This window comes from Candidatus Manganitrophus noduliformans (genome assembly GCF_012184425.1).
GTDB lineage: Bacteria > Nitrospirota > Nitrospiria > SBBL01 > Manganitrophaceae > Manganitrophus > Manganitrophus noduliformans.
Genome location: NZ_VTOW01000001.1, coordinates 1,176,432 through 1,188,396, shown reverse-complemented (window position 1 = coordinate 1,188,396; position 11,965 = coordinate 1,176,432). Strand labels below are relative to the sequence as shown.

The 11,965-nt window shown below is 60.5% G+C and carries 8 protein-coding genes; all 8 read right to left on the bottom strand.

Going from position 1 to position 11,965, the window contains the following annotated elements:
- Positions 1-48: 48 nt before the first annotated feature.
- Positions 49-720 (bottom strand): TVP38/TMEM64 family protein, encoded by a 672-nt coding sequence (locus MNODULE_RS05935; protein WP_168058530.1) that lies wholly within the window; start codon positions 718-720, stop codon positions 49-51.
- 178 nt (positions 721-898) lie between these two features.
- Positions 899-1,657: a 6-phosphogluconolactonase gene (gene pgl / locus MNODULE_RS05930; RefSeq protein ID WP_168058529.1), complete on the bottom strand. Its 759-nt coding sequence runs from the start codon at positions 1,655-1,657 to the stop codon at positions 899-901.
- Positions 1,658-1,659: 2 nt separating this feature from the next.
- Positions 1,660-3,225: a glucose-6-phosphate dehydrogenase gene (gene zwf / locus MNODULE_RS05925; protein ID WP_168058528.1), complete on the bottom strand. Its 1,566-nt coding sequence runs from the start codon at positions 3,223-3,225 to the stop codon at positions 1,660-1,662.
- Positions 3,206-4,102, bottom strand: coding sequence for a phosphogluconate dehydrogenase (NAD(+)-dependent, decarboxylating) (gnd, locus tag MNODULE_RS05920; RefSeq protein WP_168058527.1), 897 nt, complete (start codon positions 4,100-4,102; stop codon positions 3,206-3,208). Before gnd ends, zwf begins: the two co-directional genes overlap by 20 nt.
- Positions 4,103-4,127: 25 nt before the next feature.
- Positions 4,128-6,962, bottom strand: coding sequence for a bifunctional transaldolase/phosoglucose isomerase (locus tag MNODULE_RS05915; RefSeq protein ID WP_168058526.1), 2,835 nt, complete (start codon positions 6,960-6,962; stop codon positions 4,128-4,130).
- Positions 6,959-9,010, bottom strand: coding sequence for a transketolase (tkt, locus tag MNODULE_RS05910; protein WP_168058525.1), 2,052 nt, complete (start codon positions 9,008-9,010; stop codon positions 6,959-6,961). The genes MNODULE_RS05915 and tkt overlap by 4 nt, the downstream gene beginning before the upstream one ends.
- Positions 9,011-9,183: 173 nt before the next feature.
- The gene (locus MNODULE_RS05905; protein WP_168058524.1) at positions 9,184-9,501 is read right to left on the bottom strand and encodes a hypothetical protein; all 318 of its coding nucleotides are present in this window, start codon (positions 9,499-9,501) and stop codon (positions 9,184-9,186) included.
- 45 nt (positions 9,502-9,546) lie between these two features.
- Positions 9,547-11,949 carry a glycoside hydrolase family 15 protein gene (locus MNODULE_RS05900; RefSeq protein ID WP_168058523.1) on the bottom strand — a complete coding sequence of 801 codons (2,403 nt, stop codon included), beginning with the start codon at positions 11,947-11,949 and terminating at the stop codon, positions 9,547-9,549.
- Positions 11,950-11,965 lie beyond the last annotated feature (16 nt).

Genomic DNA, 11,965 nt, shown 5'->3' with positions numbered 1-11,965 from the left:
TAAGGCGCCGCTCCGTGACCGTTGGCATTGGGCCGTCTGGGCGCTTACTCATTTTGAACGAAACTCGTCCATCATCCGATCATACAGTCCCCACGGATTGCGCCGCTTGATCCAGATGGGGACCAAGAAAAACAACACAACCACCAGCGCCCCCAGCAACAATGAGAGCCCGGGAGCGGAGAATAAACTTCTTCCGGAGTAGCTGATCGCAAAGGTGAGCGGTATCATTCCCAAAAGGGTTGCCAGCGCAAATCCACGGATCGACATCCGGGTCAGCCCCGCCCCGTAGCTCACCAGATCAAAGGAGATCATCGGCAGCAGCCTTGCCAAAAAGATCACATAGACCAATTGCCGTTCGGCGCAGAGGTCGCAGAATACGATATCCCTCCGCAGCCATCGTGTCACCGCCTCTCTTCCGAGTCTTCGCGCGATCAGGAAGCTGATCAGCGCCCCGGCTTCCGTCCCAATGATGGAGTAGACCCCCCCTAAAAAGGGTCCGAAAACGGTACCGGCCGCCGCGTCGAGGGGAAGGCTTGGAAGCATGAGGACCACCCCCGCCACTCTGAAGAAGATATAGATGATGGGAGCCAGAAGGCCGAGCCCTTGAATAACAGCGGTGATTCGATGCAGATCGAACCACGCTTCCACCCCGTTCAGCCAAGCGATCGCGCTCATTGCGCCGATGAACAACGCGAGGATGAGCAGTTTAAGCCGATACAAATGATTCCGGCTTGATTCTTTTTCGGTCGGATGGTTCTTATGACTGATCGCAGCCCCCTTCACTTTTTGATCACCTTCCCATCAGGCATTGACTTTTGTAGGGGTTCAACATGTTGAACCCCTACAGGTGAATTCGACGCGCGATGCGTGTTCAATCGTCTTTGGCCCCCGCATCGGTTCATCCTCCTCGGCCTTGATCCAGGAGACTCGCGGCGGAGGGATCGAGGAAAAAGAGCCGCCTCCCCTGAACCGGCCGGATCATCTGGGCCGGGAAGAAGATCTGGAGCGGAACGGATGAAAGCAACGCCCTCACGATCGGGGCCTTCTCTCTCCCGGAGATGAGAAAGAGGACCAAGGCGGCATGATTGAAGACCGGAAGGGTCAGGGTCAACCGGTGGACCTTCAATTTCTCCACGTACGGAGCGATGACCCATCGCTTTTTCTCTTTCAGCGCCGGGGATCCCGGAAAAAGGGAAGCGGTATGGCCGTCGGCGCCAACGCCCAGAAGCACCAGATCGAAGCGGGGCCATTCCGGCGAGGACCCGAAGAAGGCGCGGAGCGTCTTTTCATATTCTTCGGCCGCCGCTTCAGGCGCCTTTTCACCCGGCATCCGATGAACGTTCTCCATCGGTATCGGAACTTGGGAGATCAACGTCGCATCGGCCATGCGGTAATTCGAATCGGGATCCTCCGGCGGCACGCAGCGCTCATCTCCCCAAAAGAGATGGACCCGACTCCACGGGATCTTCTGTTGAATCGATTGGATGGCAAGGCGCTCGTAGAGGAATTTCGGCGTCGCTCCACCCGCGAGGGCGATTGAAACAGACTCCTGACCCTTCAGGAGATCCATGACGAATCGGAGGACGAACTCCGCCGCTTTTTCGCTGAGATCTTCCAGGTCGCGCGCGATTTTAACCTCCATGCCTTGATCGTCCATTTTCAGAGGGGCCTCCAACGGCGTCCATCGCGCGCGATCAGCGCATCGGCCTCTTTCGGACCGGGGCTCCCGGCGGGGTAATCCGGAACCGACGTCGAAGCGGACTTTTCGTTCCAGGCGTCCAGAATCGGCGTGAGGAGAGACCAGGAGAGTTCAACCCAATCCCCCCGCGCAAAGAGCATCGAATCACCCGCCAGGCAGTCCAACAGCAGGCGCTCATACGCCTCGGGCGAGGGGATCTGAAAGACGCCGTCGTAGTTAAAATCCATCGTCACACACCCCAAGCAGAGTTTTGGCCCCGGGTGTTTGGCCTGAAAGGCGAGCGAGATCCCTTCGCCGGGTTGAACCCTCAGCACCAGGGTGTTGGATGCGATCGCGTCCGAAAGGAGCGGTTTGAAGAGAAGATGGGGGACCTGCTTGAATTCGATTGCGATCTCCGTCACCCGCTTGGCCAGCCTTTTGCCCGACCGAAGATAGAACGGAACCCCCTGCCACCGCCAATTATCAATCTGGATCTGTAGCGCGGCGTAGGTCTCGGTCTTCGAATCGGGCGCTACCCCCGGCTCGCTTCGATAGCCTGCGACCGGCGCTCCCTCCAGGATCCCCGGCCCATACTGCCCGCGCGCTGAAAAACGGTCGACTTCTTCGGGAAGAATCGGACGAACCGACTTTAACACCTTTACCTTCTCGTCCCGGATCAGGTCGGCTTCAAAGCGGGACGGCGGCTCCATCGCCACGAGGGAGAGGAGCTGAAGGAGGTGGTTCTGGAACATGTCCCGAAGCGCCCCGGCCCCCTCATAATAACCGGCCCGCCGCTCCACTCCCAGGGTCTCCGCGGCGGTGATCTGAACATGGTCGATGTAGCGCCGGTTCCAGATCGGCTCGAAGATCGCATTGGCAAACCTGAAGAAGAGGATATTCTGGACCGTCTCTTTTCCCAGATAGTGATCGATCCGGTAGATCTGCTCTTCCTTGAAGACCGACCGGACCTTCCGGCTCAGGGCCTGGGCCGAGGCGAGATCTTTGCCGAACGGCTTCTCGATGACGATCCGGGTCCATCCCGCGGACCGGTTCAGGCCGGCCGCACCCAGTTGGCCGACGATCCCGGAATAGAGGGCGGGTGGGGTCGCAAGGTAGAAGAGCCGATTCCCCCCCGTTCCATGCGCTTGGTCGAGCCGGATCAACCGTTCTCGAAGATGCGAATAAAACCCGGCCTCCTCAAAGTCGCCGGGAAGATAATGGAATCGTTTGACGAACCTCTCCCGAAGGGAGGGATCGCCGGAGTCGTTCTTCGAAAACGCATCGAGGGAAGCGTTGACCGATTCACGAAAAGCCCTGTCATCCATCTCATTCCGGCTGGACCCGACGACATACCACCGATCCGGCAGCAGGCCCCCTTGGAAGAGATGAAACAGGGCTGGAATCAGCTTGCGCCGGGTGAGGTCGCCTGCGGCGCCGAAGATCACGAGACCGCCCGGCTCCGGGACACGCTCTTTACACTCCTGCTGCGAGGTGACCCCTCCGGAGACGACGGCAGTTGGGATGTCGCTATTTTCTTTTGGGTTCATGGCCTCCAAACTCCTTTCGCAGCGCGGCGATAAACTTGTCCGAGAACGCCTCCTCCTCACGGGAGCGGAAGCGGCGGAAGAGCGCCGTCGCAATGGCCGGAGCCGGCACCCCCCGTTCCACCGCTTCTAGAACGGTCCATCGCCCCTCCCCCGAATCTTCCACAACCCCCTTGAAACCCTCCAGCGTGGCGTCCTTCGAAAAGGCCCCCTCCGCCAACTCCAAAAGCCAGGAGCGGACGACGCTCCCCTGGTTCCAGAGATGGGCGATCTTCTCTAAATCGAACTCGAAGGGGGAGGCGTTCAGAAGCTCAAACCCTTCTCCATAGGCCTGAAGCATCGCGTATTCGATCCCGTTATGGATCATCTTTGCAAAATGCCCGGCGCCGCTTGCGCCGCAGTAAAGGTAGCCCTCCTTGGGAGCGAGGGTCTTGAATGCAGGCTCGAGTCGCTTAAAACTCTCCTCCTCTCCTCCGATCATCAGGCAGTAGCCGACCGATAGCCCCCAGATGCCTCCGCTGGTTCCGACATCAAGAAAGTGAATCCCCCTCGGTTCAAGCGCCTTTGCCCTTTGGATGGAATCTTTATAATAGGAATTCCCCCCGTCGATGAGGATGTCCCCCCGAGAAAGGTGGGGGAGCAGGGCATGGATCGTTTCGGTCACCGCCTCTCCCGCCGGCACCATGATCCAGACGGCGCGGGGCGGCTCAAGTGGCTTTATCAATTCGGACAGCGTGGCGACGCCGACCGCGCCCGGTCGGCTGATCCGTCGAACCGCGTCGGGGTTGGGGTCGTAGCCGACGACTGTATGTCCCCCCTCGACCAGCCGCTGCGCCATATTGGCCCCCATCCGTCCCAGTCCAATCAATCCGAGCTGCATGGTGATCCTCCTTGTTTTTGATCGTTCATGATCGATTTTCCATCCGGTTCACGACCTTCCGGAGATCCGCCTCGACCTCCCGGCCCAGGCGAATCTCCAGGACGCGCCGCCCTCGATTCGTCAGCGAGAGATAATCCCCCAGCGCCTGCGACTGTTTGAGGAGAGAGAAGCCGTAATCTTCCCCCGGGATCGGAAGCGCTTCTTGATCTTCGGCGGTGATCTGGATAAAGAACCCCGCGTCGGGGCCCCCCTTGTGAAACTGCCCGGTGGAGTGAAGGAATCGCGGCCCATATCCCAATGTCGCGGCCAGACGCGTGCGATCGCGGATCAGCGACCGGAGCCTCTGCAACAGCTCTTCATGAACGGCGGAGCGCTCCAGATAGGCCATCAAGGCGACGTAATCCGATCCCTTCGCCGGACCGAGAAATTTCCAGACCATCTCTTGGAGAAATCCGCCGGGCGCAATCCCGGAATCCGAATAGAGGCGGATCCCTTCCTCCTCCAGGATCGGCTCACGGGAGGGAAACCGGCCGCTCTTCCGGAACGCCTCCAGAAGCCGTTGTGTGTTCTCCTTGCTCTCCGTCACGTTCGGTTCGTCGAAAGGATTGATTCCGAGGATCGCCCCGGCCGTCGCCGTCGCCACCTCCCACCGGAAGAATTCACCGGCGAGATCAAGCGGGTCGCGAAGAAGAATCCGAACGACGGGATGGCCGTGCTCCTGCAGCGTCCGGAGCTTTCGATCCGTCAAGTCATCTTTATCGGAAGCGACTCTAAGAGAGACGAAGAGGCGGTCCTCCCCATAGATCTCCGGCCTTCCCACGGCTTCCCCCTCGATCGGGAGAAGCCCTCTTCCTTCCTTTCCCGTGCTCTCCGCGAGGAGCTGCTCCAGCCAGTATCCGAAGCTGCCGATGGCGGGCGATGCGATCAACGTCACCTTGTCGCGCCCTTCTCTGCCGAGCACGCCGAGAATCGCCCCGAGCCGGATACCGGGATTTTCCTCGGCGGGAACGCACGACTGGGAAGCCTGGACCATCTCAAGGGCACGATCCAGAAAGGCGGCGACATCGACCCCGATGAGCGCCAGCGGAACCAGTCCGAAGTAAGTGTGGGCGGAGTAACGCCCTCCGATATCCCGAGGCGTCAAGAAGATCCTGCGGAATCCATTTTCCTGAGCGAGCTTCTCAAGAGGGGTGCCCGGATCGGTGATCGCGATAAACTGTTCTCCGGGTAAGTCCCGGAGGGCCTGCAGTTTTTTAAAAAAATATCGATATAGCGACTCCACCTCAATCGTCGTGCCCGACTTGCTGGCCAGGATAAAAAGGGTCGTCTCGAGATTGACCGATCGCTCCACGCTCAGAATCGTCGCCGGATCGGTGCTGTCGAGCACCCGCAGGTCGGGATAGCCGGGCGCAACCCCATAGGTCTTTCGGCAGACCTCCGGGCAGAGGCTGCTCCCCCCCATCCCCAGGAGGACCACACGGGTAAAACCCGCTTCTTTGATGGACCGGGCAAACGCCGTCAAATCCGCAGCCTGCTCCAACATCGCCTCCGTAATGGTGAGCCAGCCGAGGCGGTTTTTGATTTTCTCCTGGATCTTTGGATCGCTCTTCCACAAAGAGGCCTCCTTGGTCCAGAGTCTTTCAGCGAACTTCTCTTTCTCCAGCGAGCGGAGCCTCGCATGAACCGCTTCCTCATCATGGCCCAACGAGGCGGAAAAGCGCTCCTCATGCTCCCCCAGCATCCTCTCCCGCTTCGCGGCGATACAACGGGTCAGCTTTTGAAATGAATCGGAGAACGACGCCACCCCCTCTTCCTGAAGCCGCCGAGTCCGCTCTCGGAGATCGATCCCGAGTTCCTCCAGCGTTTCCAAGACAGCCTCCGCCTCTTCGAGGTTCTCTTCGAGCGTAGCGCGCACCTTTCCATGGTCCTGGAAGGCGGTCAGGGTGGCGGGAGGAACGGTATTGACCGTATGCGGTCCGATCAATGCCTCGACGTAGAGGAGATCCGAATAGTTCGGGTTTTTGGTCCCGGTGCTCGCCCACAGAGGCCGCTGGGGCGCGGCCCCCTGCTTCTGAAGATCGAGAAACGCAGGGCCGTGAAAGATCTCCTTGAACTTCTGATAGATCCGTTTGGCGTTGGCGATCCCCGCCTTTCCCAACAGAGACCTTAAAATCTCCCGCTCCGAAGCGGTCTTGGCGGCATGAAGGCGCTCGTCGATGAGACGATCGACGACGGTATCGAGGCGGCTGACGAAAACGCTGGCGACCGACCGGATCGATTCGCTCGACCGACCCTGTTGAACCCACTTTTTCAACCCAGCGATGTAAGCCCTCGCCACCTGCTCGTACTGCTCGACGGAAAAGATCAGGGTTACATTGATGGAAAACCCCTCCGCGGTCAACGCCTCGATCGCCGGAATCCCTTCCGCGGTCGCCGGGACTTTGATCATCACATTTTTCCGATTCAGCAGCGGGTGGAGGTTTTTTGCCGCTTGGAGGGTTGCTTCCGTCCGGTGGGCGAGAGCCGGATCGAGTTCGATGGAGACAAACCCATCCTCCTCCTTCGTCTTCTCATAAACCGGCCGGAAGAGGTCCGCCGCCATCTGGATATCCTGAACCGTCAGCGCGTTCAGGATTTCCGGAACCCCTTTCCCCTCGGAGAGAAGCAATTGCATCTGTTCATCATAGTCTTTGCTCCCCGCGATCGCCTTCTCGAAAATCGTCGGGTTGGAGGTCACCCCCATGAGACCCTCATCAATCAGCTTCTGAAGCGCTCCGGAGGTGATCAGGGCCCGGCGGATGTGGTCAAGCCAGAGGCTCTGGCCGTATTTCCGCAATTTTTTTATCGGATTTGCTTTCATGATCGCTGCTCCTTTTCTCTAATTGCCTGAGACCGATTCTTTAAAAGTTTTAGGACCCGCGTCATCACGTTTTCCGCTGTGAACCCGAACTCGCGCAGGACGACTTCTCCCGGGGCGGAGGCGCCGAAGTCGTCCCGGCCGATCGCATCCCCTTTCAAGCCGACATACCGGCGCCACCCGAAGGTCGACGCGGCTTCGATCGATACACGGGCGGTGATTTCAGGAGGGAGAACGGCGTTGCGGTATTCCACCGGCTGCTTTTCAAAGAGTTCCCAGCTCGGCATGCTGACCACGCGGACGGCCATCCCCTGCGACGCGAGCTTTTGAGCCGCCTCCAGCGCCAGGTGGACTTCGGAGCCTGTGGCGATCAGGATCAGCTCGGCCGGTCTGCCTTGGGTCTCGGTCAAGAGGTAGGCTCCTTTCTCGACAAGACCGGCCGGCGCATATCGGCTTCGATCAAGGAGCGGAAGCTTCTGCCGGGTCAGGACCAGCGCCACCGGTCCCCCCCGCCGCTCAATCGCCAGGCGCCAGGCGGCCTCGGTTTCGGTCGCGTCGGCCGGGCGGATCACCGTCAGGTTGGGGATCGCCCTCAAGCCGGCCAACTGTTCGATCGGCTGATGGGTCGGACCGTCCTCCCCCAGGCCGATGCTGTCGTGGGTAAAGACATAAATGACCGGGAGGTTCATCAGCGCCGCCAACCGGATCGACGGTTTCATGTAGTCGGAAAAGATCAGGAAGGTCCCGCCATAGGGAATCACACCGCGATGGAGCGCCATTCCGTTGAGGATGCCTCCCATCCCATGCTCCCGGACGCCGAAGTGGATGTTGCGCCCGCCGTCTTGGTCCGCCAGAAAATCGCCCATCCCTTTCAAATAGGTATTGGTCGAAGGGGCCAGATCGGCCGAGCCGCCGATCAGGGTTGGAAGAGCGGGGGCCACCCGGTTGAGAACCTCCCCGGAGGCCTGGCGGGTCGCCATCGGGCCTTTCGGCCGGTATTTTTTGATCTCAGCGTCCCATTCTTCCGGGAGCGTTCCGTTCATCACCCGTCGCCACCCCTCCGCCAAATCAGGATACTCGGCCGCGTAAGCCGCAAACCGCCGCTGCCAGTCGGCCTCCAGGCGTTGCCCCTTCTCGACCCCCTTGCGGTAATGCCTCAGCGCGGCGTCCGGGATATAAAAGTCCGGCGCCGGAGGCCAGCCGAGGTTCTGCTTGGTCCGCGCGACCTCTTCCTCCCCCAGCGGCTCGCCATGGGCCTGGGCGGTGTCCTGTTTGTGGGGACTCCCATAACCGATATGGGTCCGGACGATGATCAGCGAGGGCCGGTCGGTCTCGGCCTGAGCCGACCGGATCGCCTCTGAAATCGCGTCGAGGTCGTTCCCATCGTCATGAACGGCGACGACGTGCCAGCAGTAGGCTTCAAAGCGCTTCTTGACATTCTCGCAGAAGGCGAGGTCGGTGCTCCCTTCGATCGTGATGTGGTTGTCGTCGTAGAAGCAGATCAGTTTCCCCAGCCGGAGATTTCCGGCAAGCGAGGCCGCCTCTGAGGTAATCCCCTCCATCATGTCGCCGTCGCCGGCGATGACATAGGTGTTGTGGTCGACGATATCGTAGCCGGGGCGGTTGAAGCGGGCCGCCAGGAAGCGCTCGGCCATCGCCATCCCGACCCCGTTGGCAAACCCCTGCCCGAGCGGACCGGTCGTCGTCTCCACCCCGGGGGTGTGGCCATATTCCGGATGGCCCGGCGTTTTGCTCCCCCATTGACGAAAGCGCCGGATCTCTTCCAGCGGCAGGTCATAACCGGTCAAGTGGAGGAGACTGTAGAGGAGCATGGAGGCATGTCCCGCCGAGAGGACAAAGCGGTCCCGGTCGGGCCACTGCGGGTTTCTCGGATTGTGTTTTAAAAACCGGGTCCAGAGGAGATAGCCGAGCGGGGCGAGTCCCATCGGCGTGCCGGGGTGGCCCGAGTTCGCCTTCTGCACCGCATCGGCCGCCAGAAATCGGAGGGTATTGACGCAGAGCGGGTCCAGATCGTGATCTGTTCGATTCATTTTCTCTCCTTCCGCCGTCCGTAAAGCCTCTCGTTGCCGCGCGGGAACTTGGCCGATCCGGTTCGACGCAATCCTCCCCCCTTGCGCTTCTTTACTTTAAGAGAAGCCCAAAACGGAAAATAATTTCATTCGGTGAGGACAATCCCCGGCCGAACAATAAAACAGGGATGCCCCTATCGGATACAGTATCCGGAGACCCTGACCTGAGGATGGCCGTGGAGGAGATACCACATGACCTTCGTCCGGTAGTCGACCTCCGTATTGACCAGTTCCTTACAGTTGTTCTCCTTCTTCAGCTCCGCCAGCAATTCGTTGGCGGGCGTCGGCTCCGTGACGGGGTAAAAGAAGACATCGGTCCCTTCCGACATCTTCGATACGTACCCTCCCGGCTCCCCTTCCACCGGCCCCCCCACCGACTTTCCGTGCCGGGCCGTCGCCGCGCATCCAGACAGGATCCAAACCGCCATCAGAATCAGCATTCCCTTTTTCATCGGCCCCCTCCGTTTGAGATTGTCATTCTCTATGAGATATTTTAATCAGACCGCCTGCGCCGTTACAGAAAAATCGTTTCCTTCCCATCTGTTTTCTGCCAGCCAGTAGAACGTAAACCGGATCGGCGCTTTCTGGAGCTTCGAGACCCCGATATCGACATAATAGATGCCGACTCCCGTCCCCTTCGCATCGGCGTCGCGGAGGGTCTTCCACTCATCGAGGGTCCAGCGGAGACGAAAGGGGGCCGGCGCCTGGATCCGAAGGGTCTTCCCCCCCTTCGCCGCCCGGATGCGCCGGTTGAACTTCCAAACCTCCAGATCCTTGCGCCCCTTGCGTCCCAGATAACGCTCCGCCACTGCGGGAATCCGGTCGAAAACAGATCCATCGCGGGCGGAGCGGAGCAGCTTGATATATTCCGCATGCGCCCACATCAGCGGCATGGCCGAACCGGTCGGGCGCCCCTGAGACATTCCCCATTCGGGCCGGTCCGGCTCATCCCAGATCTGCTCCGGGAGCATCCCCCCTTTGGAGGCAAAACCTTCGATCGCCCTGATGAACGGGCCGATGTCCCGGCCGGCCGCCAGCTCGTAGTGGGCTCGCTCCCCCGTCAGAAGCGGCCAGGCCCGCCCCTTCCCCCAGCCAATGTAGGGGCCTCCGTCGGGCCGCTGTCCGTAGCCGTCGTGATTGTAGCGCCGCCAGCAGGGGCCGAAATCGGTCTCCACTTTCAGCACCGCATCGACCACCCGGAGGGAATCCTCGATGAGCCGATCACCCCCCTTCCGAATCCCATAGCGGACCAGCTCCAAAAAACCGGCATCGACGATCTCTTTTGCCGGAAATTCAAACTCCCCTCCCGGTGGCTGATTGTGAAGGATCAGGGTTCCGGTGTCGGGATCCTCACAGGGGTACGGATCCTGACAGTCCGCCGGGAGAATTCGGATGAAATGGCGGGGAATCTCCGGCACGAGGGTCCCCTGGGTCGTCACGGTCCAGGCATCGACGTGAGACTCGAGAAAGTCGGCGTACTCTTCGAGGAAACGCGCCGTCTCGGGATCGTTCCGTTTCCGGGCGAACTCGGCCGCGCAGATCAGCGCCGCGATATTCGAGGCGAGGGTCGAAGGAGAGTAGCCGCCGTTCTCCTCCCAGCGCTCCTGCGGCGTGGCCGGCCCCTGGCGGATCAGATAATGCGCGGCGCGCAGCACCATCGGATAGGGATCAAAATCGCGCAAGGCCCCGCGGTGTTCCAGATGCCATGCGAGGAGGATCGGAAAGGCGACTTCATCGAGCTGGATCCCGGTCCAGTAAGGCTGCCCGTCGATCCAGAAGTTTTGATGAAAGCCGCCGTCCGGCTGCTGCGAGGCCGCCAGATAAACGAGCGCGCGAAGCGGCGTCCCGATGCTCTCCGCGGCGAGCAGCCCCGTGGCGCTGTTGCAGAGATCGCGCGTCCAGACCAGGTGATAGCCCCCCAGGCCGTCGTCGTCTCCGTGGACTTCTCCCCAGGGGATGCTCATCGAAGCGATGATCGCTCCCGGGTAGGTCTTGTCTTCATGGGCCATCAGCAGGCTGTGGCTGATGTGATAGAGACGCCCGTCGTCTCCCGACACCTTCTCCATCGGCAGGATATCGCGGCAGGCCCGCTCCCACTGCGTCTGGAATCTTTTTCGGTACTCCTCGTGGGGATTGGAGAGGCACTGAAGCAAGGTCGTTGCGGCGCCGTGGAGACCGAATCCGAATCCGAGGCCGACCTTGAATGTCCGGGTCTTGGAGAGATCAAGCTCTCCCATGAGCGCCACATTACCGTCCCGGGCGTAGTCGAACTCCCAATCCATCCGGAAATTGTCGCGCAGGTCGGTCCAGCCGTCGCTGGCCCCGACATAACCGCAAGAACTTTTGAGAAACGGCACCGTCGCCCCCAGCGCCAGATAAACCTGATTTCGAAACGCCGTCAGGACCTCCCGGCCGGCCACTTTCACCTTGGCGGCGGCGTTCCCCCACCCGCGCCCTTCCACATGCGGCGCCAAGAGGAGATAGAGATGGAGCCGTTTGAGAAATTCCTCCTCCCCCTGAAGCTCGGTCTGGATCAACACGCAGGGGAGATAGGGATCGGCGATCACCTCCTTGACGATCCGGTAGCGTCCCTGCGGATCGCTCTTGACGATCCGATAGCCGAGCGAATGGTCATCGAGATATGAGAGTTCGGTGGCGAGGTCCCGTTTCTCCTCGTGAAAGAAGCTCTCCCCGTCGCTGATCAGGAACTCCATATCCCGAATCTGCGGCAGATCGACGGTGGGGAAATAGACCTCATTGAGAATCCCGTGCGAGAGGGTGAACCAAACCCGGCTCGCCGTATGATACGCCGTGCCGATTCCCTCTTTCTCGCTGCGCGTCCACCGGGGCGGCATCCCCGGCCCGCCGAAGGCCTCCGTTCCACGAAACAGCATCTCCATCTCTCCTCCCTCCATG

Coding starts and splice junctions, on each gene's coding strand:
- tkt (WP_168058525.1), bottom strand. CDS start 9,010: ATGAATCGAACAGATCACGATCTGGACCCGCTCTGCGTCAATACCCTC.
- zwf (WP_168058528.1), bottom strand. CDS start 3,225: ATGAACCCAAAAGAAAATAGCGACATCCCAACTGCCGTCGTCTCCGGA.
- MNODULE_RS05915 (WP_168058526.1), bottom strand. CDS start 6,962: ATGAAAGCAAATCCGATAAAAAAATTGCGGAAATACGGCCAGAGCCTC.
- gnd (WP_168058527.1), bottom strand. CDS start 4,102: ATGCAGCTCGGATTGATTGGACTGGGACGGATGGGGGCCAATATGGCG.
- pgl (WP_168058529.1), bottom strand. CDS start 1,657: ATGGACGATCAAGGCATGGAGGTTAAAATCGCGCGCGACCTGGAAGAT.
- MNODULE_RS05900 (WP_168058523.1), bottom strand. CDS start 11,949: ATGGAGATGCTGTTTCGTGGAACGGAGGCCTTCGGCGGGCCGGGGATG.
- MNODULE_RS05905 (WP_168058524.1), bottom strand. CDS start 9,501: ATGAAAAAGGGAATGCTGATTCTGATGGCGGTTTGGATCCTGTCTGGA.